Raw genomic sequence first — 26,020 nt, 5'->3', positions numbered from 1 at the left:
CATTACTCCCCACTAACTTTATTTCTACTTTCAATGGCGACAATTTCTCCAATTTGTCCATTTTTGATATCTGCAGCATTTGCCTCATCGAGGTCAATATGCATCTCAAGATTGTATTTTGGTGAAACACGAATCAAAACATTGGAGAAAATAACTCCGCGTGCTCCAGCAACTTTCACTTGAACAAGATCTCCATCCGAAACAGCAAACGCTTCGGCATCTACAGTATGCATATGGATATGGCGTGCGGCACATATCAGCCCTTCATTAATGGTGATTTGCCCGCGCGGACCTTGGATAGTGATCGATTCTGAACCTTTAATATCACCGGAGTTACGAATTGGCGGTTTCACACCAAGCGTAAAGCCGTCGAATAAAGACACTTCCACTTGCGTGCTGCCCCGCGCAGGGCCAAGAACTCGAACATTTTCAATCTTACCCTTTGGACCAATTAAGGTAACAGTTTCCTTTGCAGCAAATTGATTCGGCTGGGAAAGGGCTTTCAATTTATTTAATTCGTAGCCTTTCCCGAAGAGCCGTTCGACATGTTCAGGTGATAAATGAATATGCCGGTTTGAAGCTGCAATCGGAACTTGCTTTGCTGGTTGAAGTGTATTTTTGACAATCTTTTCGACTAGTTCTCTAATACTCTCTTTATCCATTAATGTTATCACCCCCCATTTCGAGTAAAGCCTTGGCAGTATACTGATCGGTAATCAGTACATTTGCGTGCAGGCCAATCAGGGCACCATAAATACCATCAACTTTCGTATTACCGCCTGCAATCAGGATGCCGTAATCTTTTCCGGCCAAGTGCGAGAGTTCAATGCCAATCGTACGGTCATTTAAAGCTTCGTGGCTTATCTTCCCGTCGATATCAATAAACCTAGAGCAGATATCACCAACCGTTTGATTTGAGCGTAAAATCTCGATATCACTGTCTAAAAAGTAACCCGCATGCATGAGCGTCGATTGTTCGCCAGGCTCCCCGACCGTAAAAATCGCGATATTAGCCTGTTTGCCTAACTCTAATATTCTTTTTACATGCCTGTCAGCCACAATCGCCTGCTTGACGACGATATGGTCTACCACCGCTGGGACCGGTAAGAAATGTGGTGTCGTATTGAAGGCATTAGCAAGGCCATTGATTATTTCTGATGCATATGTGTTTGACTCAGAATAACTTACCCCACCATTAAGTTGAACAATCGTAATATCCTTTACATTCTTAGGCTGCAGTTTTTTCACGAGTTGATAAAGGGTTGTTCCCCAAGTAATTCCAATGGTGTCGCCGTTTTGAACAATTTCATATAAATAATCGGCAGAAACGTCTCCCAGTTTCTCTTTGATGAGTTCATCTTCATATTCTGGAATCGAAGCGACAATACAATGCTTTAACTGGAATTTATCCTTCACTTGCATTGCTAATTCCTGAACATCCTCGGCCGGATTAATTATTTTGATATGGACAACACCTTCTTGAATCGCTTGATCCAGAAGCCTGGAGACGGTGGGGCGGGAAATACCTAACTGCTTCGCAATTTCCTGTTGACTGTAGTCTAATTGATAGTACAATTTCGCCACTTCAACAAGGCGCGAAATTCTTTCATCCGCCATTTTAAACTCACCTAATTTTTAAAGTTATTAAAATCAAAAACTAAAAGAAAACGATTACAAACTATTGTTTAAAGAAACATTGCATATTTTCATGAACGAGAACTGCGTGAAATTATGTAAATCTTATGTGAACAATTGCTAAATTTATTATAACTCATTCAAATCTTCTGTCAATTATTACTTCGAAAAATTTCGACATTCTTTCACACGGATACGCGAAAAGAACCCCATTCTATTAAATGATTGATATAGTGAATTTATGTCCTAAAATGAAAAAAAAGAACACTCGTAATTTACAATTTGTAAGTTACGAGCGCTCTTCTTTATCGAAATCAACGGATTTTATCCAGTGATTCAGTGAGTGTTTTGACGATAAAATGTAAATCTTTCTGTTCAATGTTGAGTGGCGGTGCTAATGTCAACACATTGTTGTATCCTGCTACTGTTGCGCCGTTTTTCCCGATGATAATCCCTTCCTGTTTACAATTTGCAATTACTTGATTAACAAGGGCTACATCCAACGGTTCCTTTGTGCCCTTATCCTTCACTAATTCAATCCCCACTAGTAAGCCTTTACCACGAACATTTCCGACATAGGGGTGGTCCTGTAACAGGTTCGTTAGATCATTCAGTAACTGTTCCCCTAAATCTCTGGAGCGGTCAAATAAGTTTTCCTTTTCCATAATCTCGAGATTCTTTAACGCAAGTGCACAGGCTGCGGGATTGCCGCCAAATGTATTTACGTGACGGAAGTAATCATACTCCTCTGTCCCTTTAAACGCTTCGTATATGTCTTTACGAACTGCTGTCGCCGAGAGTGGCAGGTAGGCACTTGTAATTCCTTTTGCCATGGTAATGATGTCCGGCTTTACCCCATAGTTCATAAAGCCAAACGGTTTGCCGGTCCTGCCGAAACCGCAAATGACTTCATCAACGATAAGTAGTGCGCCATGTTTTTCACAGACCTCTTTTGCTGCCTGCATATAGCCGTCCGGCGGAACAAGTACACCGCCCCCGGTGATAATAGGTTCCATAATCATTGCCGCAATTGTCTCACTGAGCTCCCATGTCATCGTCTTGTCAATTTCTTTGACCGAAGCTAGGTCCCTTGGGTCTGAAACGTTTGTATCATCTCGGTACGAATCCGGAGGTGATACATGGATAAACCCTGGTGATAACGGCTCATATTTATATTTTCGTTGTGCCTGCCCGGTTGCAGCTAAAGCTCCCATTGAGTTACCGTGGTAGGACCGGTACCGGGAGACGATTTTATAGCGATTATGTTCGCCCTTTTGCTGATGGTATTGCCTGACGATTTTAAAAGCCGTTTCGTTTGCCTCTGAACCGCTGTTCGAGAAAAAGATGACATATTCATCGCCTAGCATTTCATTTAATTGTTCTGCTAGTTTAATAGCCGGAACATGGCCTTGCGATAGTGGAAAATAGGCCATTTCCTTTAATTGTTCATAGGCAGCTTCTGCAAGCTCGGTCCGGCCGTAGCCAACATTTACACACCACAGCCCTGCCATTGCATCCAAATAACGTTTGCCGTCGGCATCTGTCACCCACGAACCCTCTGCCTTCGTGGCAACAATCGTTGCTTTCGGGTTATAAGGCTTCATCGAATGCCAGACATACTTATCATCCTGGTCTAATAATGTTTCATGGGGCCGACTTGTTTGAACCATTTTCATTCCTCCATATTTTGGAATTTGGTGCCTGACACCATTTCTACGCGTCAAATCTTGAGGTGATCATTTTCTTCCGAGTATAGAAGTTTAACCCGTCTTTTCCATTCACATGGAGGTCACCGTAGAAGGAATCCTTCCAGCCGGAGAATGGGAAGAAGGCCATTGTTGCCGGAACGCCGACGTTGATCCCTAACATGCCGGCATCAGCTTCTTCGCGGAACTGGCGAACAGCTTTTGCGTTATTTGTATAAATGGTAGCTCCGTTTCCGTACCTCGATTTACGGATAAATTCTAACCCCTCATCTAAATTATTCGCACGAAGCAGACTTAAGACCGGTGCAAAAATTTCGTCTTTAGCAATGGTCATCTCTGGAGTAACATGATCAAATATCGTTGGTCCGAGGAAATTTCCTTCGGGAAGGTCATCCATTTCCCGGCGGCCATCCCTGATCAAATCTGCTCCTTCCTCTACTCCTTTTTCGATATAGCTTAATGCCCTTTCACGGTGTTCCCTGCGGATGACAGGAGTTAATAATACTTCGTCATCCATGCCGTTCCCGATAATTAATTCATCTGCCTTTTTCTTCAATGCTTCAACAAAAGGTTCATTATCGCCGACAACGACAACAGCACTGCAGGCCATGCAGCGCTGCCCGGCACTGCCAAATGTGGAACTTAGCACGTGCTGAACGGCCTTATCCATATCAGCATCAGGCATGACAATATGGTGGTTTTTCGCGCCAGAAAGGGCTTGAACCCGTTTACCTTCAGCAGCTGCCCGCTGATAAACATACTTTGCCACTACCTGCGAGCCGACAAAGGAAATCGCTGCAATATCCTTATGCTCGAGTAAACCGTTGACGACATCATGGGCACCATGAACGACATTTAAGACACCATTTGGTGCACCAGCCTCTGTGAATAACTCTGCTAATCGATTAGCTAAAATCGGCGTGCGCTCAGATGGTTTCAATACAAAGGTATTTCCACACGCCACGGCAAGCGGAAACATCCATAAAGGCACCATCATCGGGAAGTTGAACGGGGTAATTCCGCCAACAACCCCTAGCGGATAACGGAACATTTCTGAATCGATGTCCTCGGCAATACCTGAAAGTGTTTCACCCATCATTAATGTGGGTGCGCCTGATGCGAATTCAACACACTCAATCCCGCGCTGCACCTCCCCAAATGCTTCCTTGTAAGCCTTTCCATTTTCCTCAACAATTAACTTTGCCAATGCTTCATGGTTTTCAGTTAACAGATAGTGATATTTGAACAGGATCCTTGCCCGCTTCGGTACCGGGACGTTTTTCCATTTTTTAAACGCTTCTTTAGCTGCTGCAACAGCAAGATTGACGTCCTCTTGAGATGATACCGGAACTTTTGTTAACAGTTCATTCGTTGCTGGATTCGGTACATCGAGTGTTTGATTGCTGTTCGAATTCACCCATTCACCGTTAATAAAGTTTTTTAAAACTGCTGTATCATTTTTTGTAACGCTCATACTGTAACCTCCTTATTTTTTTAAAAAATAATCGATTGAATTTTCCAACAATAAAACGTTGATACCATCATTATCTCGTATCGAAAGTCGCCTTTCATTAGACAATCCGTAAAATATCTTGAAGCATTTCTGCGACAAATTGAATAATCATTTAACATTTTGCTAATTTTGTGACGATTTACAAGGCTTGATTTGCTCTCTTAAGCTGGGAGGCCGAGAGATAATCATGAACCAAAAGCATAAATTCGATCGCCACCCTTTTTTCATGCTCCATAAAGTCTTCTCCTAACAGGTTTTCGAGTTTATGCAGACGATGGTATAACGTTTGTCTGACGATAAATAACTTGTTCGAGGTTTCCTGCTTCGACCCATTACACTCCAAATAGGCTTTTAACGTTTCTAACAATTTACCATTGTATTGTTGATCATATTGAATGACGGGCTGTAAGTATTCAGAGGCTAGTTCATGTAAATCAGTGTGTCTGCTCATTTGCGAAATCAGCCGATATAAATGCAGATCTTCATAAAAATGATAAATTTGTTTGTTCGTCATTTTTTGTTGAATCCGCAGCGTTTCTTTTGCTGTTTGATAGCTTTTATGTACCTCACTCAGTGATTGAATGAACTTACCAGCTGCAATGATCAGCTTTGCCGAAGTTTGCTGACGGATAAATTCTGAGTCTTGGATCGATTCAATCGCCTTTTTAATCCGTTCCTTTAGATTTTTCTTCGTTCGATTATTTAACAGTATAAAGGTAATCTCATTTCTTTTTTCGACGAAAAAGACAGCAAAGCCATTCTGTTCAAAAACAGAGCGAAATAATAATTTGAAGTAGGTAACATCCTTACTTGATTTTTCCTTAACAGGAATCTGTTTTGTGATTAATACCGCAACATCACTTGTCTTTGGTTTGATTCCATTTTCAACGAGGTATTCGTGGATGTCTTCAAGTGAATGCTCACCGTCAAGCCAGCCGTGCAGCCACTCAAACTCTTCGACGCGCTTTTTTTCCTCCACATACAAATCTCTTAATAAATGCTGGGCTAATGCGGTTGCGGTTCGATCTAAAATCAACGAATCATATTCACTGATGGGAATATCCTTTGAATAGACAACCAATTCAGCATATTCCTGGCCAAACAAAAAAATCGGCGCCGAAGCAATATAATCATAAGGCTGCTTTTTCGCCTCCTGAAGCTTGGTGATAATTGAAACTTGTTCTTGGCGATTGATTTCAGGTACGAATTCATACTCCTGGTTTTTCAAGCGGAAAATGATTTGCACATCCAATGCTGAGAAAATAAATTGAAGAATATCCTCATATGTTTCAATGGTAAGAAGTCGTTTATTTAAGCTCTGCGAATAATTCTCTAAGTCAGAAATCTTCTGGTATTGCTGGTTAATGATGACGGAATGGATGTCTTGAGTGATTTCAACAAACGGCACTTCTTTTTGAAAAATAATAATCGGAAATTGCTCATTATTAGCAAGATCAATGACCTCTGAAGGGACCTCGGACATGTATGTCCCCATCTCAAGGCATAACCCTGCCGTATTGTTTTCAATAAATTCCTTCACCATCGAGACAAATAAATTCACATTTTCCTTCCAGGCCACCCCTGTTGACAAAATAAGCTCGTTCCCATTTAATAGGTTGCGAATACTTGTTACCTCGACAACATGAACCCATTTAACGGTTCTGTGGATGCCCTCCTCGCCTGCAATAACGATTGAGTTTTCAAAGTGCTTTCGTTTCAAAATATCTGCGGTCGTTAATTGAAAATGTTCTTTCATTTGAATAGCACTCCTTGATAATAGTAAGAAAAGGACTGGTCTTTCAACCAGCCCTCTTCCTTTGTAATCAGTCTTTCGGCTGATTCTGACTAATTAATAGACTGGAAAAATATTTCCTTCCGTTGGCGGTCCCAATTAGTAAGGTTTCTGTGACATTTCCATTTGGATGTAAAAAATCAACAGAAGCCCCATTTAAATGTTCTCTTACACTGTTAATTTGGCAGCCTTTTTGGATAAGAAAATCAATCTTGTCACGTTCATCGAGAAATTGTTGATAGTCTGACATCGTATCCCCATCCTACTCTGAGTTAATGTATATAGGTAAGTTGATATTTTTTAGATAGATAAGGTTTCATTTTGGTTAACAGGCTTCGTTTTGCGATATTTCGCCCGCTTCAAATATTGACCGGCACCCGGCTTCCCAACAAATTGCTTGTCACGGACGACATATTCACCGCGTACTAACACAGAAACAGGTTCACCGGTGACCTCCATGCCTTCAAACGCATTGTAATCGACCGCCATATGATGGGTATCAGCAGATATAACCCGTTCAACATTTGGATCAAAAATCACAAGATCAGCATCAGTGCCAACAGCAATCGTTCCTTTTTGCGGATACAGTCCAAAGAGTTTTGCGGCTCTTGTCGAGGTCAGGTCGACAAACTGGTTTAGACTGATCCTTCCTTTCTTCACGCCCTCCGAAAATATAATCGCTAAACGGTCTTCAATAATTGGACCGCCATTCGGGATTTTCGTAAAATCATCACGGCCTAAATCCTTTTGCCCGTTAAAATCAAACGAGCATTGATCGGAGCCAATTGTTTGGAGCTGACCGCTCTTTAACGCATTCCAGAGGGCTTCTTGATTCCATTTTTCACGGAGCGGCGGCGACCACACATATTTGGCTCCTTCAAAATTCGGCTTTTCTAAATAACTTTGATCAAGGACCAGATATTGCGGGCAGGTTTCGCCCCAGACATCAAAGCCCTTGCTGCGCGCCTCAGCAATTTTTTCGGCCGCATCGGCACAGGAAACATGGACCACATATAGCTGCGAATTGGCGAGCCCGGTAAACCTGGCAGCACGACCCGTTGCTTCCCCCTCTAATTCCGGCGGTCTTGTTAACGCATGATAAATCGGTTCTGTATTTCCTTCGTCGAGTGCTTTCTTTGTTAGATAATCAATGACATCGCCATTCTCGGCATGAACCATAACCAAAGCGCCAAGGTCTTTTGCGGTGATAAGCGTCTTGAACAAGGTTTCATCGTCTGCCTGGAAGACATTTTTGTAAGCCATAAAGACTTTAAACGAGGAAATTCCTTCTTCATTTATTACTTGTGGCAGTTCATTTAGAACATTCTCGTTGATTTCCGAAATCATTAAGTGGAAGCTATAGTCAATTACGGCTTTGTCCTTCGATTTATCATGCCAGGTTTGAATCGCATTTTTTAGCGGCTCGCCCTTATTCGTTAAGCAAAAGTCAATAACCGTCGTCGTGCCGCCGAAAGCAGCAGCCATTGTTCCCGTTTCGAAATCATCCTTTGTGACCGTGCCGCCAAAAGGCATATCCAAATGGGTGTGCGGGTCAATTCCTCCTGGGAAAACTAGACAACCCTTGGCATCAATAATCTCTGCGCCAATTGCCGATAGATTCGAGCCAATTTGCGTAATTTTTCCATCTTCGATTAATAGTTCTGCTTGAAAGGTGTCAGATGCGGTGACAATCGTTCCATTTTTAATAATTTTTTTCATTTAGTGAATCCTCCTAATCTATTATTTGACAATATCTGCTTTGCATTCTGCTGCGACACTTAGGACCGCTTGGCGTTCATTCCAGGTCATTGGCGCCAGCTCTCTTGGTGCTTCAATCATGTCGATAGCTCCATCAACCGGGCAGACAATCGAACATAAATTACAGCCAACACAGTCTTCTTCTCTTACTTTCAGATAGCTTTTTCCATTCGCATCTGTAAGCATATCAATGCATTGATGAGAGGTATCTTCACAGGCAATATGGCATTTATTACAATTGATACATACTTCCGGATTGATTTTTGCGACAATGTTATAGTTTAAATCCAAGTTACCCCAATCGGAGTATTTTGGTACAGATTTCCCGATAATATCGGAGACGGCAGCTATCCCTTTACAATCTAAGTAGTTATTGAGACCTTCAATCATATCTTCTACAATTCGGAAGCCATGGTGCATCGCAGCCGTACAAACTTGGACACCCGTTGCGCCCATCAGGATAAATTCAACCGCATCCCGCCAATTGGAAATCCCGCCAATTCCGGAAATAGGCACATTGATATGCGGGTGCCTTGCACATTCAGCAACCATATTTAAGGCAATCGGCTTAACAGCAGGGCCGCAATACCCACCGTGTGCCCCTTTTCCAGCAACATGTGGGACCGTATTCCAGGTATCAAGGTCCACTCCCATTAGGCTATTAATCGTATTGATCATACTAATCGCGTCTGCCCCGCCATTGCAGGCTGCTTCAGCAGTTGCGGTAATATCGGTAATATTAGGTGTTAATTTGACGATGACAGGAGTTTTCGCTACTTCTTTCGCCCAATAGGTCTGACGTTCAACAAGGGCTGGGACCTGCCCGGAGGCTGAACCCATTCCACGCTCGGCCATACCGTGTGGACAGCCGAAGTTTAACTCGAGTCCATCAACCCCGACATCTTCAACACGCTTGACGATTTCATGCCATTTTTCCTGCTTCGGTTCCACCATTAACGAAGCGATAATCGCATGGTTTGGGAATTTCTTTTTCGTTTCATAGATCTCCTTTAAATTGACATCCAACGGACGATCTGTAATCAGCTCAATATTATTGAAGCCAGCGACTCGTTGACCGTTAAAACTGATTGCGGCAAATCTTGAAGTAACATTTAGGATTGGGTCGCCAAGTGTTTTCCAAACCGCTCCCCCCCAGCCGGCCTCAAAGGCTCTTTGAACCTGATAGCCTGAGTTGGTTGGAGGTGCTGATGCCAGCCAGAAAGGATTAGGAGATTTTATTCCTGCAAGGTTTATACGTAAATCAGCCATTATTTTTCCTCCTTTTGATCGATTAAGCTGTTCCCACAGCGATAAATTGCTTGTGAATCGCATAGGCAACATCTTTGCCCTGCTGAGCAGCGGTTACGACCATGGCATCGCCTTTTCCTTTGCCAAAAATCACGTCGCCGCAGGCAAATATTTGCGGATTCGAGGTTTGAAGTGTTTCTTTATCGACCTTTACGACACCGCCTTCATGTGTTAGACCAAACTGCTCAATCAAATCCAAGTATCTTGTTTGACCAATTGCTTTGACAACAGCATCTACCGGGAGGACATGCTCCGACCCTTCAATTGCTGCAGGTCTGCGGCGGCCATCCGGTTCCGGTTCACCTAGTTCCATCTTGATACATTCAATGCCGGTGACACTACCTTTTTCGTCACCGATAATCCTTTTTGGTGCGGTTAACCAGCGGAACTCGACGCCATCCTGCTTAGCAAATTCATATTCAAAGTCATATGCCGTCATCTCATCTTCAGTTCTTCGGTAGAGGATTTTAACGTTTTCGGCACCTAAGCGGACCGAACAGGTGGCTCCGTCAATCGCTGTATTTCCGGCACCGATGACGACAACCCGCTTTCCACGGAAGTCATTGGACAGCTCTCCGTCCTTTGTTGCCTTGACAAATTCAATCGCATCAAAGACACCATCTAGATTCTCGCCTTCAATGCCAAGGTTTGGCACATGGGCCATTCCAATTGCAATTACAACCTTATCGAAATTTTCAGTTATTTCAGCAACGGAAATATCTCTGCCGACCATTGTGTTTGTTCTGATTTTGACATTCATTTTTTCAACTTGCTCCACTTCCCAGAAGGAAATCTTCTGTGGCAATCGGAAAGAAACAATCCCGTACGTATTTAATCCGCCAGCTTTCTCTGCTCCTTCAAATATTGTTACATCATAGCCAAACCTTGCAAGTTCGCGTGCCGCAGATAATCCAGCAGGACCGCCGCCAATAACGGCAACTGTTTGTCCATTTGATTTTCCAGATTGAAATAGGGTTTGTTCATTTTGAATGGCCCAATCTGTCGCATATCTTTGCAGATTGCCAATCATAATTGGTTTTGTTGAGTGATTGAGGACACAAGCTCCTTCACAGAGTTCTTCTGTTGGACAAACCCTTGAACAGCTTGCACCGACTGGGTTTGAAGACATAATCGTTTTTGCGGATCCAAGAAAATTACCTGAGGCAATTTTCTTAATAAAGGTTGGAATATCGATACCTGTTGGACAGGCTTTAATACATGGGGCATCATAACAATAGAGGCAGCGATTGGATTCTTCCACCGCTTCTTGGTTTGTCAGTCCTGGTTCCACCTCTTGAAAGTTTATTTCAAGATTTGAAAGGGAAATTCGTTGCATTTTTTCAATCGCCAATGCGAAACCCTCCTTTTAATCAATGGTTTATTAACCAATTAATATTTTCAAGATGAAAGCGCTTAAATAATTATCCATCTCTGGTTTCGGAAATGACTCCACTCCCCTCAGGTTCATATATGTAGTTTGCAGAATATTCTGCAGCTTATCTTCATTTTACAGACCCATTGTTGGCATTACACCTGACAACTAGTTAAATAATACAGCTATTTCATTATCCACTATGTAAAATGATTTGCTTCCTTAAAAACTTCCTTCTTGTTTATTATTCTGAATTCTCTACCAATTTACCATATAAAAAGTAAGGATATTGTAAAAAAAACTCGAAATCTATCTTTCTTTCTTTTTATCGAAAAAATTCTTGATTCTCTAAACATCATTAGTTTTACTGAAAAAATCATCTTTCCATCGAAATCAAATGCTTACTTTTTCTTAAGAAAGTTTTCGACATACTTCATGAATTTTGTCGAATCATTATTAAAAACAGGCATCGGATTCTCTTCCGATGCCCCTTTCTATCCTTATTCTTTTCCTTACTTTTCTTCCGCCGCTTCAACAAGCTTAAATAAAAACCGATAAATTAACAGGAAAGCTTCGCCAATTGTCATTTCTTCTGTAAATCCTTCTACATAATTCAGCGCAAAATTCAAATTCCATAAACCGTCATCATGACTAAACATTAAATCGAATTTTGCTTCCCCGCCATGTAAATGAGTATTCAAATGCTCCTTTAACGTTTTTTCGAATTTCTTCTGAAGTTTTAATCCTAACATGACGTCATATGTCCCGAAGACATCGTCAGCCTCTAATGAGACAGCTTCAACTCCAATCAACTCAAACCAATGGGACTCTAAATAAATAAATTCATTTTTATGCTTTTTTAGGTAATCGAGTGGCTCCGATAAGAACGAGGAATTCTCATTCTTCAGCATATTTTCTGATTCTTTATCACAACGTTCAATATAGGCACCCGCGAATCGAGTGTTAGGATCCTTTAGGTCAATTTGGCTGTTTTCAGCTAATTTATTTTTTTCTACATACTCTTTTTCTTCTTTAAACATCGCGAATCCATCGCTATTATGCTCTGATATGTATTGTTTAATTTGATCTTTTAACATTAAAAAATCCTCCTATTGAACATTTCTTTTCTTACTATAGAGTTTTTTTGCAGAAAAAAGCAAATTTGTTCACTTCACAAACTGCTTATGCAAAAAAATAGAGGTGACTTTGACAGTCACCCCCTGGTTTAATATTTAATTTTCCGCTAACTTAGCCTTCATCATTTTTCCTGCTGACTTGACTCCGCCTGGATCTTCAGCTTGTTTTGCCCGTTTAATAAAGAAAGCAAGAATGAGCGCAACAACGGCAATACCGGTGGCAATTAGGAATGAGAAATTTATTCCATTTAACATTGCCTGCTCCATAATTTGTTGTTTCATTTCTTTGATTGCGGCTGGTGTCGGCTGTTCAGTAAAGTGTTTCATAGCAGCATCTCCGAGTTCTTTCGCCTTTGATGCCGTCCTGTTTGTCATAATCGTTACCAATAACGCGGTGCCAATCGCCCCGGCGACCTGGTTCATCGTATTGTTCATTGCAGTCCCATGTGGATAGAAACGTGCAGGTAATTGATTCAGCCCATTTGTAGAAACCGGCATCATCACCATAGACATACCGAAACTTCTTATTGAGTACAGAATAATTAAATGTGTATAGCTAGTTGTCAATGTTAATTTGCTAAATTCATAAGTCGTTACAACGATAATTAATAAGCCAAGGATTGCTAAAAGACGTCCGCCGAACTTATCAAATAATTTCCCTGTAATTGGCGACATAATGGACATCAAAATCGCTCCTGGCAACAGCAATAGTCCAGCATCCATTGGAGAAATTCCCCTTAGTGTTTGAACATAGATCGGGAGAAGTAACATTCCAGAAAACAAAGCCATATTAACAACCATTGCAATGGCAGATGATAAAGCAAACATCGGGTATTTATAAATTTTAAAATTAAGCAAGGGCTGTTCTTGTTTTAATTGACGTAATATGAACACTGTTAAAGAAATAACCCCAATGATTATTGTCCCGTAGACCTGCGGACTATCCCAACCTTTACTGCCGGCAGAACTAAATCCATATAGGATTCCGCCAAAACCGATACTGGATAATAGTAAAGAAAGAAAATCAAGTCTAATATTAACTTTTTCCTTTTTATCTTTAAGCATGAAAAATCCTATTAATATGACTACAATAGCAATTGGAGTCACAAAGTGGAATAGCATTCTCCAGTCATAATGTTCAATGATCCATCCCGATAATGTAGGCCCAATCGCCGGTGCAGACATTAATATTAATCCGAAAACTCCCATCGCTGCCCCTCTTCTTTCTACAGGGAAGCTAATTAACATAACATTCATTAATAGTGGCATCAAGATGGCTGAACCAGAGGCTTGAATCATCCGGCCCGCTAATAACATTGGAAAGACATGGGCAAATCCTGCTAGGATGGTTCCGACTGTAAATAATCCCATAGCAGCTAAAAATAATTGTCGAACGGAATATTTTTGAATTAAATAGGCTGTAGCAGGAATCAAAATTCCGTTTACTAACATAAACCCTGTCGTTAGCCACTGAACCGTCGCCGGTTCAATTTTTAAGTCCTTCATTATAGATGGCAAGGCAATGTTTAGTAATGTGTTATTCAAGAATGCAATAAAAGCCCCAATCATCAAAACCGCAATAATCCCGTACGGTGGACGCTTGGTCTCTTTTATAGTTTGATTCATTAAGTTTCCCCCTATAATATTAGTACATTTTTTTATACCCCTGTTATACACCTTGCTAATAATATACTCTCGGTTCAACTTTTGCAAGTAAAAAAAACATTAAAAATTAGGCGTTTGTGTTCAGTATATAAATAAGGTAGTATAAATTTATACAGTAAGTACAAATCAAACAAAAGGTGATTAAATGTACAACCGGAAACAAAATGTGATTAAGATGGCACATCAATTATTTGTCGAAAAGGGCTTCCATGCTACCTCTATTCAAGATATTTTAGATTATAGCGGCATTTCTAAAGGAACATTTTATAATTATTTTTCATCAAAAAGCGAATTATTAATCGGTATTTATAAAACGATTTTCAAGGAGCTAGAAAAAGAGCGCTCTGATTTACTATTGGGTCATGATCCATCAGATATCGAGATATTTATCAAACAAATGGAATTACAGCTGATTTCAAATAAAAAGAATAAGTTAATTGCCCTTTATGAAGAAGTCATGGCTTCCAATGATGTCGACCTTAAACAATTTATTCAACGCACTCGTTTGAGTACACTTCATTGGTATTATGCAAGGTTCTTAGATATCTTCGGCGAGGATATGAAACCATACTTGCTAGATTGCGCCATCATGTTTCAGGGAATATTACAGCATAATCTTCATTATAATCGAATGGCCTTTGAAACAGGGGAGAAAATCAACCAGGTGGTCCGGTATAGCGTCGGGCGTCTAGTAAAAATGGTTGATGATGTGGCCGAATCCGGTAGTCAATTGCTAGAACCTGGGCATTTGGAAAAGTGGCTGCCTTCTTGTAACCGCAATAATCAAACATTTAAACAACAACTACTCCACCACGCTTTACCGTTGCGAAAAATGATAACGAAGAATTTGCTTGACGAAGGCGAACAGGAGAAATACCTCGAACTTTTAGACTTTATCCACGATGAATTATTGGATGGAAATAAGCCTCGAAAATTTCTAATTGAAAGTGCTCTGATTTCTTTGGATAGCAGTTCATTATGGAAAAAAGAATTGAAACAGCTGGAAGAACTGATTGAACATTATTTTAAGCAGTTAGAGGAAGTGCACTAAAAAATTGACCCCTAATCAACCGATTAGGGGTTTTTTAATCCAGCTCCAGCGCCTAGCCCCTCGGGGTCAAATAACCTTCAGCACTAAAAGTCAAAGGGCGGTCTTTTAGTGCTGAAGAACATTTGCCTGTCGGGGCTGACCAAGGCGCTTGCGCTTTTTGTTTCTGGATGTGTTATGTATCGCTGTCGCTAGTAAACAATGCTTTCTGAACATCCCAGATGATGAAATACTTCGAGTATTGCCTGGTTTCAACAATAGCCTCTTTACCTTCTTTAACAAAGATTAATCCAGAACCCATTTGTTCTTCATATTTCCAGCCATTTGACTTCATAAATTCCTTAACGATATCATATCGGCTATCCCCTGTATTTTTCGATAAATACCGGCTGCGATTTTCTGTTTTTGAGAACTGCTCGTACTCAGAATCGAAAAAATGCAGTTTCATGGCTGATACCATTAATGGAACTGGATTCCCCTCCTGAAATAACACAGACCCAAAAGAACTAATAATAATAGCTGATCCAAGTGCCAATATAATAATGGAAGTAATAAATATTCTTTCCAGCTTTCCCATCCTTTTTCCTCCCGATCAAACCTCTCATACTTCATTAGACGGTTTAGGGGTGGTTTTTGTTTCAAAATGGGATATTTCAGTTTTATTACAAGATATTTACTTATTGGTTAAAAAGGTGCTTGGCATGACGACAGCAACGACCTCACCAAGTGCGCAAAGAATATCATTTGCATAAACCTCGGTTTCCACCTTAAACTTTTTCGGGTGAATTTCATGGACGATTCCAACAGCCTTTAACGGGACACCATGTGGAGTAGGCTTAAGAAAATTAACATTTAGTGAAGCGGTTACAAAACGTGGCGGGTCAACTTTCTCTCCCGGTTCATGACCATTTTTTCGATGCAGTGCAAGAGCTGCAGAACCTGTTCCGTGGCAATCGATTAGCGAAGCAATAAGTCCGCCATAAACAAATCCCGGCAATGCGAGATGCTCTTGTTCAGGTGTATAAATCGTTACGGTTTGCTCATCTTCCCAGCCGGTTCGGAAATGATGCCCCTCCTCATTCAAGCGGCCGCAACCATAACACCATGCAAAGTCATCCGGATACTCATCTTGAATTGCATTTACTATTTTTTCAACCAAAGTAATTCCCCCTTTTTCAGAAAAGTATAACATATTTCTCGTCCTATGATAATATTTAGTAGTACGAAATAGTAGGGAGGAATGACAAATGAAAAAAAAAGTTGAAAAAAGGCTTACCCGTGCTGAAGTACCGGAGGAATTGACATGGAACCTCGTGGATTTATTCCCGTCTGAACAGGCTTGGGAAGCAGAATTAATTGTGATAGACCAAGAAGTCGCAAAGTTTGAGAAATATAAAGGTACCTTACATACTGGTCCAATTGCATTACTTGATTGTTTAAGTGCCCAAGAACAGCTGTTGATGAAATTAATAACGGCCGGGACCTTTGCAAGCTTAAAGCAATCGGCCGATGGAACCGACTCGCTTAACCAGGCAAATACAGCAAAATTTTCAGCCCTTCGTACAAAAAGTATGGCGGCCATGTCGTTTATTAACAGTGAAATTCTTTCACTTACGGAAGGGACAGTCGAAAAATACCTTCAGGAAGAACCTAGACTTGAAGATTTCCGAAAAAATCTCTCCGAGCTCCTTGAAACAAAAAAACATATCCTTTCACAAGAAACGGAAGAAGCAATGGCAGCACTTGGTGAACTACAGGGTTCTCCATACCAAATTTATCAAATGACCAAATTAGCTGATATGGACTTTTCTTCGATTGAGGATGCAGAAGGAAATGAGCTCCCTGTATCGTTTGCCTTATTTGAGAGCCGTTACGAATTCTCAGCTGATACAGACATTCGCAGAAAAGCATACAACTCGTTTGTTTCATCGTTAAAGCAGTATAAAAATACCATGGCCGCTACCTATGCTGCTGAAGTGAATAAACAAGTAACCCTCGCCCGGCTGCGGAAGTATGAGTCTGTTACACATATGCTGTTGGAACCGCAGCAAGTAACACTTGATATGTACAACAATCAGATTGACATCATCTATAAAGAGTTAGCACCGCATATGCGCCGCTTTGCTCAATTAAAGCAAAAGGTTTTAGGCCTTGACAAGCTGTTGTTCTGTGATTTGAAGGCCCCTCTTGACCCGGATTTCAATCCGAAAACAACTTATGAAGAGGCTAGTCAAGTAATCTTGGACTCTCTCCAAGTAATGGGACCAGAATACTGTGCTATTATCGAGCGTGGTTTTAAAGAAAGATGGGTTGACCTCGCCGATAATGTTGGGAAATCAACCGGTGCATTCTGTTCCAGTCCATATGGTGCGCATCCATATATTCTCATTACTTGGCAGGACAACATGCGCGGCTGCTTCACCCTTGCACACGAATTCGGCCATGCGGGACATTTCTATTTAGCAAATAAAAATCAACGAATTATGAATGTCCGTCCCTCCATGTATTTCGTCGAAGCTCCTTCAACGATGAATGAAATGTTATTAGGGCAGCATTTACTCGCCAGGACGGAAGATAAGCAAATGCGCCGCTGGGTAATCCTGCAGTTGCTAGGAACCTATTATCACAACTTTGTCACCCATTTACTTGAGGCGGAATACCAGCGCAGGGTGTATGCACTTGCTGAAGCTGGCAAAGCCCTTACAGCACAGACATTAACTGAAACCACCGGGGCGGTTCTTTCCGAATTCTGGGGAGACTCTGTTGAAATTGATGAAGGAGCGGGCTTGACTTGGATGCGCCAGCCACATTATTATATGGGCCTATATCCATACACATACTCCGCAGGCTTAACCGCATCGACCGCTGTTGCGCAAATGATCCAAGAAGAAGGCCAGCCTGCCGTTGATAGATGGCTTGATGTACTACGAGCCGGCGGAACAATGAAGCCAGTGGAGCTCTTAAAACACGCAGGCATAGATATGTCAACACCAGACCCAATCCGCAAGGCAGTTGCATATGTTGGCTCCTTAATTGATGAGTTAGAACGTTCATATCAATAAGAACGGGAATAAAGGTGTCAGGCACCATGTGAATTTTTCACATGGTGCCTGACACCCTAAATGACCCACTTAATAACACTTAATAACACTTAATTCTTAAGCTGGCTTTGGTAGGCGTTTGTTGTTCGTATTTCGATTGTTAATGTGCCTTTTCCGTAGATGGTTTTTATTAGGAATGGAACTCCTGTTGTGTTTTGAAACTGAAAGTCGGGACCGCCATAGGAAACGGTCGCATCCCTTCCTGCAGGCACATAGCCGACAGATAAGGAATGATGATGTTTCTCTACATACTTTACACCTAATTTGTCTACGGTATTGAACAAAGTCGAAGATGTTTGGCAAATGCCCCCGCCGACTCCATCAACTAATTTCTTGTTGACAATTTCTTTCGCTATTTGATATCCATGGGCGGCATCGCTCGGGCCCACAGTTGTATTAAATGAAAAAATATCCCCGGTGCCAACAATGATATTATTAATTGCTTGTGCTGAGATCTCAATATTTTTTGACCGGCCAACGACCGCGCTATTGAATTTTGTTGTATAGGATGCGACAGCTACTTCATCTAAATGGGCAGCGTCTTCCGGCTTATAGCCGCTTTCAGTCACATATAATGGCAACTCGACATCACCACCGACTACCGATGCCGCCATCAGCTTTTCAACCAACTCGGATTCCTCTAAAATGATTTTTGGCTTTCCTTTAATAATCTGTCCATTGGCGTCCAGCTTATCTAAAATCATCCGTTGGTCATACCCAGGCGATTGATCCGTCCCCCGCGCCAGTTCCTTGGCCCACTTTTCCATTTCCTTTTTATATGTGTCATTTTCATTACCAAACCCTAAATCAACAGGAAGAAAGGATTTGACTAGATCCTTCGTAATAGGGTCGATAACATTTACCACAACAGGCTTTGGTTCCTCTTCCTTCTTCGGTTCCTCCTGGGGCTTCCTTTCAGGCTGCTGTTGCGGCTCGGTTACACTTCCTTCTAAAGACTTATCTTTCACCGTTTTTTCTGTACACCCAGCCAACCCAACTAAACTGCTAATTAAAAAAATGGACAGGATCCACGTCCGCTTTTGGATTTTCCACAACTTCTCCACTTATCCTTTCATTAAATGGTTTCTTAGTAACAATCATATAAAAAATTTAGATGGGGCCCTTCGGCTCCCACTCACCTATCCTATTCCTTCCAGCATGTCGATATTACTATAACTCCTCTTTTAATTTGCAAATACAACCAACAAAGGAACTTTCTGTATTTTAGTTGCGATTTCGACATAAATCTACAAAATACACGATGCTCCGAGCAAAGAAAATTATTATATGGTATAATGGAAATATCTGATTCGCTTTTTCAGCCTTGATGAAGAAATAAATGTAAAAGGAGGTTTTTTTCATGGAACATTCAATTGAAACAGTTTATTTCTTGGAAAACCCTGAGAAGAATATTGTGAAATTTGCAACTGGCACCCAACTTCGATATGAGGATGTAATAAAAGAGGTTTTTGGTGTAGCTAGTATCAATGATTTACAAATGATGATTCAGTATAATAAAAGTTTTCAAACAAGCATATGTAATAGCCATGGAATAAGTGAAAAGAAGATTACACTTGATAAAATCATTCGGATTGCATCTAAGGTGGATATGCTTCTTCTAAAAAAGCAATTAATGGACCAAGAAAGAACTAGCATTGACGAATATCTTGAAGCGAACATCCCCATCACACGCCCCTTTGATACCATAATTAAACTGCAAGAAGGAATTTTTCAATGGGATGACAATGAATCTTCATATAATTCAGTAAACTTACGCGCCTGATACCTTTGTGGTTAACAAAAATTAACATACATTGGCAAGGTTCTTTTTTTTAAATATTAAGAGCTGACAACAAAAAACCGCTAGGATTTAAGTCCAACGGTTTTTTTGTTCCCTGCTTTATCGATAATAAGCTGACTAATCGTGAATTTATTTACGTCTATTACTCTTCTTTTTCGTCATTCTCCCCAATAAAAACGCTCCTGCCGCTACGCCGAGGATTGTATTGGTTTTTTTGTTAAATACTTGTTTGGCGACAAGATTTAAGTTTTGCGGTCTTTCTGCAAGACGTCTCATGAAATAGCCATACCAGTCATTTCCAAATGGTACATAAGTACAGAAGTTGTATCCTTCGCTTGCTAGTTTTAACTGAAGATCTTTTCTGAACCCATAAAGCATTTGAAATTCGAATTTTTCTTTGGGAATGTTGTTCTTTTTAACAAATTCCTTTATATGATTAATGATTTGATGATCATGAGTGGCAATCGATGTAAATTTTCCGTTAAGCAGATGCCATTCAGTAATCTTAATAAAGTTCGCATCGATATCTTTTTTATCTGGGTAAGCGATTTCATCGGACTCTTTATAGGCACCTTTTACAATCCGAATCCGGAAGTTCCGATATTTTTCAAGATATTCTTGTGCCTGGCGGAAGTAAGACTGAATAACCGTTCCGACATTCTCATATTCAAGTGAAAGATCATCTAAAAGATCAAAAGTCGGCTGCAGGTGGCTGTAGTCTTCCATATCGATATTAACAAAAATCCCATAATTGTTTGCCTTGTCGACAATTTCTTTGACGTTGTTTAAGCAAAAGTGATAGTCAATATCCAATCCTAATTGTGTCGGTTTCAAAGAAATATGTGCATCCACTTGATTCTTATAAATCGCTTCAATAACCTTAAGAATTTGTTCTTTCGCTTCTACCGCTTCTTCTTCTTTAAAGACGAATTCTCCTAAGTTATCAACAGTACAAGAGATTCCGTGGGCATTAAGCTCTTTAATACTTCTGATGGCTTCTTCTATATTGGTGCCGGCAACAACGGTTTGGGCTCCCATTTTTAACCCATACTTTTTAGCTGTATTATTAAGAAATTGATTTTGGGATAAACCCATGAAAAAATCTTTTAACATAGCGATTTCTCCTTGCAGTTAAATTTACTAGTTTATTATAGCATACGCTTTCAATAAAAATTATTTTGCGAATATTTCCAATTTAATATTATGAGAAATGGTAATATTCAAAGGTTTGGAAGATTTGAACGGCACACAAAAGGGTGTCAGGCATACTTGGCACCTGACACCCAATTATCATTTAATATTTATTCCTTCTGTTTCGATTCCGCAAGAAAGCAGGGATATCCAGTGAATTTTCCGTCTCTTGACCGTACCGGCTGCTTTCTCTGTATGGTTCTCTTGTCTCTTGTTTATTATCCTCATTATTATACAGCGTTTCTTCAGGATAGTCCCATTGCCCGCGGACGTTTCCATGTGCTGGTTTCTCTGATTCTTGCCACCCATAATAATTTACTGGTTCCTCTACTTTAGGTCTTTCACGTCTAGGCTGTCCTTGAAAATTTGACTTTGGCAGTGCTTCCCTAGAGGATTTGGAAGATGGTTTCTCCTTATCCATAAATCCAGTGGCAATGACTGTTATCATGATTTCATCCTTATAGTTATCGTTAATGCTCGACCCGAAGATCATGTTCAATTCCTTGTCAGCTGCCGAAGCGACAATATCCGCAGCCGCTTGCACTTCAAACAGACTTAAATTACTGCCGCCTGTTATGTTCATTAAAACGCCTTGGGCTCCATCGATAGATGTTTCAAGCAGGGGGCTCGATATCGCCTTTTTGGCTGCATCCACAGCACGATTTTCCCCCTTTGCCACCCCAATCCCCATTAATGCCGTGCCTTGATTCGACATAATCGCTTTCACATCAGCAAAATCAAGATTAATTAATCCCGGAACAGCAATTAAGTCGGAAATACCCTGCACACCCTGACGAAGAACATTATCCGCTTCCCGGAATGCTTCAACCATCGGTGTTCTTTTATCGACAATCTGTAATAAGCGGTCATTTGGGACAATAATTAAGGTATCAACCGCTTGCCTCATTAACTCAATGCCGCTGACAGCATTTAATCGGCGCTTATGCCCTTCAAATCCAAACGGACGCGTTACAACTCCTATCGTTAGGGCACCAAGCTCATGGGATATTTCTGCTATTGCCGGCGCAGCTCCTGTTCCCGTTCCCCCGCCCATTCCAGCTGTTACGAAAACCATGTCGGCACCCTTTAAAACTTCTTGAAGCTGACTTCTGCTCTCTTCCACTGCTTTCCTGCCAATTTCCGGATTTGCCCCTGCTCCTAAGCCTCTTGTTAATGACGCACCAATTTGCATCCTTATCCCGGCCTTCGATGAGTTAAGTGCTTGGGCATCGGTATTCACTGCAATAAATTCAACACCTTGAACACCATCCTCAATCATTCGGTTCACGGCGTTATTTCCGCCGCCGCCTACACCAATTACTTTAATTTTTGCTGCTTGATCTATGTCCATGTCCCACATAATTCTTCCTCCTAATTTCCATTCACTATTATAAATAATTTAGCGATAATTTTTTCTGATTTAGTAGCTTTACAATAAAAAAACTCTATATTTAGATATTTTACCAATATAATAGCGTTTTTTATATAGTCCGCAGGACATTCCTTTTAAAAAAATGCCATGAAACATCCAAATCGTTAGTTGGATGTTTCCCGACATTTCATTTTCAGCGATTATTAATCGTCAGACTTCTTAATCTCCATGTAAATGGAACGGTCACTGGTAATACCGAAACTGATCGTTTTCTCTTCCCCTGACGCTACCTCTGCCCAAAATTCGATATGGTTGGCGTCTACTGATTTAAACTCATCAGTTGATTCCTCAATCTTCCAAAAACGGTCACTAATGTTATGGTTAATTTTAATCAGGACGCTTTCACTCTTTCGGTTTTTCAAAATATATTCATGCTTTTCGTATTCGTAGTTTTTCATTTTATAGCGTTTTAAGATTTTGCTTTCACAAACAATATCAAAGGCATTGCCAATATATAAGGAAATGTTTTCATCCTTCGTGGTGTGGGAAATACGGTCTTCGCCGATAAATTCAGTCGTATTCTCTTCGCAGTCGTCTTGATAGACTTTAATCTTCCCTTTAGGCAGAGGGATTCCCATTCGATTAAGCACAGAATTCTTGATCTCGAGCATGACTTTCGGATTTTCACTATAGGAATCAAACTCGTAGTAGCGTTTAAAGGTACCATTTTCAACATGGATAAACTTAATTTGTTTTTTCTGATTATCCTTTAAGGTGGTCGTTCCTTTTAACGTATAAATATGGTAGTCTGCGAATGGCTTATCTTCAAAATGTTCTTCCAAATTCGTGAGGCTATAAACAACTGGCTCTATATCGTAAACTCTTCCCTCTTCTGCCCGGTTCACATCGCCAGCTAAAACCTTTAGCTTAGCATCATGAAAAGCAGCTCCTGAAAAATTATCGATTTCTACCCATCCACTAAGGTCAAATGTCTCATTTTTAAGTTTGAGCACATAATTAGTTTCCCAGCTAATCCCTTTTGTTATGTAAGATACATTGATAGATTTAGAGTTTGATGGGACCACTTTCCAGATAAGTGCAGGTTTAACAATTAATTCATTGGGAAGTTTTGGTAAAATAATCTCCCCGGCTGGATCAAGGACAATTTCTTTCGTGGCGGCATTTTCCAAAACAAGTCCGCCACTCACACTTAGCAAGCGATACTCGGCTTTTTCTTTCGTTTTACTATCTTGTAAAAGAACCGTGTGATCCATATACTTCTCCAGCAGCTTTGATTTATCTACTAAATCAAAATCATAGTTCAACTCTTGCACTTCAACACCGGCAACAATGATAGAATCGGTTTCAATCTTTTTGGCAACATCTAAATAATGAACAATGGTCTCATTCTCCTGCGGTGCATAATCCCTCGTCTCTTTCACAACTGCAAAATTGGCATTATAAATCGTTAATGATAGGTTTTGAGTATTAGCAGAAGAAGATTTGTAGACCATAATTTGATTCCTCCCAGTAATTAAGATATTTATACACATTTTAACATAAATATCCATCGTTCCGCCAAAACTTCCTGTAAAATAAACGGAATTTTTAGATATACAACGACAAAAAAAGCCCACTATTAGATGTGAGCTTTTCCTCTTAGTCTATATAACAGATTAAATCCAATTTGTCAGTTCCATTTCTCTGCAAGCACAATCGTTTTGGTCAACAGTTTATGATTCGGTTCGTCTTGCAAGGAAATATGTTGGAAAAAGCAAATCTCTTCGCACAGATGACAATCGATACATTTAGCGGGTTCAAGGTTAATTCTGGTGGTCCTATTCGCGTTCTCTAGGGTTAATGCACTGGTCGGACAAAGGATGGTACAGGCTCCGCAAAAATTACAGTCTGGTAAAATAGTCGGTAATCGGCAATCTTTCCGTTTTTTTAAGTCTTCATTTTTCTGTAATTCAGCTAGAAATAGGTTGCGCTTATTCAAATATGGAAATGCCGATTCATTTGTGAACCTTTCGACAATCCTGTTTGTTACCGCTGTCCATTCTTTTTTCAGGTTTTTAACAGGATGATCCTGCAGCTTTTCTTGATAAGTTTGAATTCCAGCACCGCCTAATTCCACGCGAAGCGCATGCTTATTCGTTGTCTTGATTTCACTTACTAATCTAGTAAAGAACGTCCGCCTGCCATTATTAAACTGCGTTTTCTCCTTAGATGGCTGAATTGTTGACGTGACGAACAACTGCTTTTCTGACATTGCTTCTCCGGCTCCCATCTCACTCCGCCAAACAGCTTCGCCCATTGTGACCTCACAATCGCGACAGCTCTTTTCAGATTGATAGATAGAAAGATTGTCACAGACGCTGCTAATACTAACCCAGACCTCTCTAGGAATCATCCCTAAGCAAGGGACTGTCACCGCTGCAATTTCCGAATTAGAAATTTGCATTTTATCACAACTCAAGTAGACTTTTTCATTCTGTTCGCACATCTGAATAATAGTTGTTACAAGTTGATTGAGCGAAGGTCGTTGTGATGAAAGAGCACTCGTAGGACAAACGGTTGTGCAAAGGCCGCATTCAACACATTGGTCATCAATTTCAATTTTGTTATTTTTGAACGTAATGCTGTTCGTTGGACAATTAGCTACACAGCTCTGACAGGTGCTTTTGGGTGAAATTAACCGTGTACATAGGTTTTGTTCGATATTCAGTCCTGACATTCCTTTTTCAATCACATTAACTAATTTGAAAAGATTCATTAGTCTTGACCTCCTCTCAGTGCGAAGCCCTTTCTACTTATAAATGAATAGCTGTTTCATAAAATTGGAACCGGGCAAGAAATTCGCTGACAAATAGAATGACGAATACGAGCGAATAAATGATATTATTCTGTTTGTACTGATTTTTAAAAGTAAAGGTAAGGATTGCAAAGGCGATAACGAATGTGAACAGCCTAATCCAAAATAGCAATTGATGTGTCGTCAATCGGGCCGCCTCGACGGCTTGCGGCAAACCACCCTGTAATGATGAAAAATAGACAACCATCACAATGGCAGCCGCGATCAAAGCAGTAATAGAAATACCGGAAATATTTGCCGAAAGTTCGCCGCGAATCGCTAAAAATGCACCTACAAATAAAGGTCCTAATATGAGCGATGTTAAAAAGAAACTGAAAAGAGTGGTAACACTGTTCCATGCTGGAATCGCTGGTATCATATAAATTTTTGCTGAGGAAAAGATGGCGATCACACCAATAGCGGAGGCAATTCCCCCAATCAAACTACGTTTACCAGCTTCGTCCTTAAGCCAAAACCAGGTGTATAAAACACTTAAGCCAACAAACATCCCGTAAAACGTGACTTCACGACTTAACCATGAAACACCGATATTTAAAATGGCGCGATAGGCTTCAAAGGGATGACCTAAATGCAAGAGCGAAATGAGAACGGAAATAGCGCCAAGTACAACCAGTGAAATGGAGATCATCAGCCCCGATTGTCTTGAGATAGGACACTTTTTCCTATCAAGCCACCATAGGGTCACAAATCCGCCAATGACAAGCTGCGACAAGATTGTAAAAATCACTAGAGGCAGGTCATGCATCC

The 26,020-nt window shown here is 40.6% G+C and carries 22 protein-coding genes; 3 read left to right on the top strand and 19 right to left on the bottom strand.

Annotated elements, in window-relative coordinates; genetic code table 11:
* Positions 1–2: 2 nt before the first annotated feature.
* From pduL to AA980_RS21440, 11 genes are all read right to left on the bottom strand, one after another.
* Positions 3–662, bottom strand: a complete 660-nt coding sequence (gene pduL / locus AA980_RS21490) for a phosphate propanoyltransferase (protein ID WP_024028011.1) — start codon at positions 660–662, stop codon at positions 3–5.
* Complete coding sequence (locus AA980_RS21485) at positions 655–1,617, bottom strand: sugar-binding transcriptional regulator (RefSeq protein ID WP_024028012.1); 963 nt, start codon at positions 1,615–1,617, stop codon at positions 655–657. The genes pduL and AA980_RS21485 overlap by 8 nt, the downstream gene beginning before the upstream one ends.
* A gap of 332 nt (positions 1,618–1,949) precedes the next feature.
* On the bottom strand, positions 1,950–3,305 hold the full coding sequence (locus tag AA980_RS21480) for an aspartate aminotransferase family protein (protein ID WP_024028013.1): 1,356 nt from the start codon (positions 3,303–3,305) through the stop codon (positions 1,950–1,952).
* A gap of 43 nt (positions 3,306–3,348) precedes the next feature.
* The gene (locus AA980_RS21475) at positions 3,349–4,815 is read right to left on the bottom strand and encodes a CoA-acylating methylmalonate-semialdehyde dehydrogenase (RefSeq protein WP_024028014.1); all 1,467 of its coding nucleotides are present in this window, start codon (positions 4,813–4,815) and stop codon (positions 3,349–3,351) included.
* Positions 4,816–4,993: 178 nt separating this feature from the next.
* Positions 4,994–6,610: a PucR family transcriptional regulator gene (locus AA980_RS21470; protein WP_024028015.1), complete on the bottom strand. Its 1,617-nt coding sequence runs from the start codon at positions 6,608–6,610 to the stop codon at positions 4,994–4,996.
* A 67-nt stretch (positions 6,611–6,677) separates the two neighbouring features.
* The gene (locus AA980_RS21465) at positions 6,678–6,896 is read right to left on the bottom strand and encodes a hypothetical protein (RefSeq protein ID WP_024028016.1); all 219 of its coding nucleotides are present in this window, start codon (positions 6,894–6,896) and stop codon (positions 6,678–6,680) included.
* A gap of 50 nt (positions 6,897–6,946) precedes the next feature.
* Complete coding sequence (gene hydA, locus AA980_RS21460; protein ID WP_024028017.1) at positions 6,947–8,365, bottom strand: dihydropyrimidinase; 1,419 nt, start codon at positions 8,363–8,365, stop codon at positions 6,947–6,949.
* A gap of 21 nt (positions 8,366–8,386) precedes the next feature.
* A complete protein-coding gene (gene preA / locus AA980_RS21455; RefSeq protein WP_024028018.1) occupies positions 8,387–9,673 on the bottom strand; it encodes an NAD-dependent dihydropyrimidine dehydrogenase subunit PreA in 1,287 nt (428 codons plus the stop codon).
* Between the two features lie 22 nt (positions 9,674–9,695).
* Positions 9,696–11,048, bottom strand: a complete 1,353-nt coding sequence (locus tag AA980_RS21450) for an NAD(P)-dependent oxidoreductase (RefSeq protein WP_034723864.1) — start codon at positions 11,046–11,048, stop codon at positions 9,696–9,698.
* 548 nt (positions 11,049–11,596) lie between these two features.
* On the bottom strand, positions 11,597–12,181 hold the full coding sequence (locus tag AA980_RS21445; protein ID WP_024028020.1) for a hypothetical protein: 585 nt from the start codon (positions 12,179–12,181) through the stop codon (positions 11,597–11,599).
* Positions 12,182–12,316: 135 nt separating this feature from the next.
* Complete coding sequence (locus AA980_RS21440) at positions 12,317–13,846, bottom strand: DHA2 family efflux MFS transporter permease subunit (protein WP_024028021.1); 1,530 nt, start codon at positions 13,844–13,846, stop codon at positions 12,317–12,319.
* A gap of 184 nt (positions 13,847–14,030) precedes the next feature.
* Between AA980_RS21440 and AA980_RS21435 the strand changes: the two genes are divergently transcribed.
* On the top strand, positions 14,031–14,936 hold the full coding sequence (locus AA980_RS21435) for a TetR/AcrR family transcriptional regulator (RefSeq protein WP_024028022.1): 906 nt from the start codon (positions 14,031–14,033) through the stop codon (positions 14,934–14,936).
* Between the two features lie 172 nt (positions 14,937–15,108).
* Here the strand turns inward: AA980_RS21435 and AA980_RS21430 are convergent, their stop codons facing one another.
* Together AA980_RS21430 and AA980_RS21425 are read right to left on the bottom strand one after the other, a co-directional pair.
* Entirely contained in the window at positions 15,109–15,510 is a 402-nt protein-coding gene (locus AA980_RS21430; RefSeq protein ID WP_024028023.1) for a hypothetical protein, read from the bottom strand.
* Positions 15,511–15,606: 96 nt separating this feature from the next.
* Positions 15,607–16,092: a PaaI family thioesterase gene (locus AA980_RS21425; RefSeq protein ID WP_024028024.1), complete on the bottom strand. Its 486-nt coding sequence runs from the start codon at positions 16,090–16,092 to the stop codon at positions 15,607–15,609.
* An 88-nt stretch (positions 16,093–16,180) separates the two neighbouring features.
* Between AA980_RS21425 and pepF the strand changes: the two genes are divergently transcribed.
* Positions 16,181–17,995, top strand: a complete 1,815-nt coding sequence (pepF, locus tag AA980_RS21420; RefSeq protein ID WP_024028025.1) for an oligoendopeptidase F — start codon at positions 16,181–16,183, stop codon at positions 17,993–17,995.
* An 89-nt stretch (positions 17,996–18,084) separates the two neighbouring features.
* On the opposite strand, the gene AA980_RS21415 is transcribed toward pepF, so the two are convergent.
* Positions 18,085–19,080 carry a VanW family protein gene (locus AA980_RS21415; protein WP_034723866.1) on the bottom strand — a complete coding sequence of 332 codons (996 nt, stop codon included), beginning with the start codon at positions 19,078–19,080 and terminating at the stop codon, positions 18,085–18,087.
* Positions 19,081–19,394: 314 nt separating this feature from the next.
* Between AA980_RS21415 and AA980_RS21410 the strand changes: the two genes are divergently transcribed.
* Positions 19,395–19,817 (top strand): hypothetical protein, encoded by a 423-nt coding sequence (locus AA980_RS21410; protein ID WP_024028027.1) that lies wholly within the window; start codon positions 19,395–19,397, stop codon positions 19,815–19,817.
* A gap of 147 nt (positions 19,818–19,964) precedes the next feature.
* On the opposite strand, the gene AA980_RS21405 is transcribed toward AA980_RS21410, so the two are convergent.
* The 5 genes from AA980_RS21405 to AA980_RS21385 form a co-directional block, all read right to left on the bottom strand.
* Positions 19,965–20,948 (bottom strand): proline dehydrogenase family protein, encoded by a 984-nt coding sequence (locus AA980_RS21405; protein ID WP_024028028.1) that lies wholly within the window; start codon positions 20,946–20,948, stop codon positions 19,965–19,967.
* A gap of 181 nt (positions 20,949–21,129) precedes the next feature.
* Positions 21,130–22,386 (bottom strand): cell division protein FtsZ, encoded by a 1,257-nt coding sequence (gene ftsZ / locus AA980_RS21400; protein WP_024028029.1) that lies wholly within the window; start codon positions 22,384–22,386, stop codon positions 21,130–21,132.
* Between the two features lie 215 nt (positions 22,387–22,601).
* Positions 22,602–23,912, bottom strand: a complete 1,311-nt coding sequence (locus AA980_RS21395; RefSeq protein ID WP_024028030.1) for a DUF4139 domain-containing protein — start codon at positions 23,910–23,912, stop codon at positions 22,602–22,604.
* Between the two features lie 176 nt (positions 23,913–24,088).
* Positions 24,089–25,174 carry a 4Fe-4S binding protein gene (locus AA980_RS21390; RefSeq protein ID WP_024028031.1) on the bottom strand — a complete coding sequence of 362 codons (1,086 nt, stop codon included), beginning with the start codon at positions 25,172–25,174 and terminating at the stop codon, positions 24,089–24,091.
* A 37-nt stretch (positions 25,175–25,211) separates the two neighbouring features.
* Positions 25,212–26,018 carry a dimethyl sulfoxide reductase anchor subunit family protein gene (locus AA980_RS21385; RefSeq protein ID WP_024028032.1) on the bottom strand — a complete coding sequence of 269 codons (807 nt, stop codon included), beginning with the start codon at positions 26,016–26,018 and terminating at the stop codon, positions 25,212–25,214.
* Positions 26,019–26,020 lie beyond the last annotated feature (2 nt).

The organism is Neobacillus vireti, assembly GCF_001026695.1.
Classification (GTDB): Bacteria; Bacillota; Bacilli; order Bacillales; family Cytobacillaceae; genus Neobacillus; species Neobacillus vireti.
Note: the sequence above shows the minus strand (reverse complement) of the source record. Positions and strands in the feature narration are given on the sequence as shown.

Bases quoted from the DNA above. Each gene is read 5' to 3' on its own strand.
- pduL (WP_024028011.1), bottom strand. From the start codon at position 662: ATGGATAAAGAGAGTATTAGAGAACTAGTCGAAAAGATTGTCAAAAAT.
- AA980_RS21485 (WP_024028012.1), bottom strand. From the start codon at position 1,617: ATGGCGGATGAAAGAATTTCGCGCCTTGTTGAAGTGGCGAAATTGTAC.
- AA980_RS21480 (WP_024028013.1), bottom strand. From the start codon at position 3,305: ATGGTTCAAACAAGTCGGCCCCATGAAACATTATTAGACCAGGATGAT.
- AA980_RS21475 (WP_024028014.1), bottom strand. From the start codon at position 4,815: ATGAGCGTTACAAAAAATGATACAGCAGTTTTAAAAAACTTTATTAAC.
- AA980_RS21470 (WP_024028015.1), bottom strand. From the start codon at position 6,610: ATGAAAGAACATTTTCAATTAACGACCGCAGATATTTTGAAACGAAAG.
- AA980_RS21465 (WP_024028016.1), bottom strand. From the start codon at position 6,896: ATGTCAGACTATCAACAATTTCTCGATGAACGTGACAAGATTGATTTT.
- hydA (WP_024028017.1), bottom strand. From the start codon at position 8,365: ATGAAAAAAATTATTAAAAATGGAACGATTGTCACCGCATCTGACACC.
- preA (WP_024028018.1), bottom strand. From the start codon at position 9,673: ATGGCTGATTTACGTATAAACCTTGCAGGAATAAAATCTCCTAATCCT.
- AA980_RS21450 (WP_034723864.1), bottom strand. From the start codon at position 11,048: ATGCAACGAATTTCCCTTTCAAATCTTGAAATAAACTTTCAAGAGGTG.
- AA980_RS21445 (WP_024028020.1), bottom strand. From the start codon at position 12,181: ATGTTAAAAGATCAAATTAAACAATACATATCAGAGCATAATAGCGAT.
- AA980_RS21440 (WP_024028021.1), bottom strand. From the start codon at position 13,846: ATGAATCAAACTATAAAAGAGACCAAGCGTCCACCGTACGGGATTATT.
- AA980_RS21435 (WP_024028022.1), top strand. From the start codon at position 14,031: ATGTACAACCGGAAACAAAATGTGATTAAGATGGCACATCAATTATTT.
- AA980_RS21430 (WP_024028023.1), bottom strand. From the start codon at position 15,510: ATGGGAAAGCTGGAAAGAATATTTATTACTTCCATTATTATATTGGCA.
- pepF (WP_024028025.1), top strand. From the start codon at position 16,181: ATGAAAAAAAAAGTTGAAAAAAGGCTTACCCGTGCTGAAGTACCGGAG.
- AA980_RS21410 (WP_024028027.1), top strand. From the start codon at position 19,395: ATGGAACATTCAATTGAAACAGTTTATTTCTTGGAAAACCCTGAGAAG.
- AA980_RS21405 (WP_024028028.1), bottom strand. From the start codon at position 20,948: ATGTTAAAAGATTTTTTCATGGGTTTATCCCAAAATCAATTTCTTAAT.
- ftsZ (WP_024028029.1), bottom strand. From the start codon at position 22,386: ATGTGGGACATGGACATAGATCAAGCAGCAAAAATTAAAGTAATTGGT.
- AA980_RS21395 (WP_024028030.1), bottom strand. From the start codon at position 23,912: ATGGTCTACAAATCTTCTTCTGCTAATACTCAAAACCTATCATTAACG.
- AA980_RS21390 (WP_024028031.1), bottom strand. From the start codon at position 25,174: ATGAATCTTTTCAAATTAGTTAATGTGATTGAAAAAGGAATGTCAGGA.
- AA980_RS21385 (WP_024028032.1), bottom strand. From the start codon at position 26,018: ATGCATGACCTGCCTCTAGTGATTTTTACAATCTTGTCGCAGCTTGTC.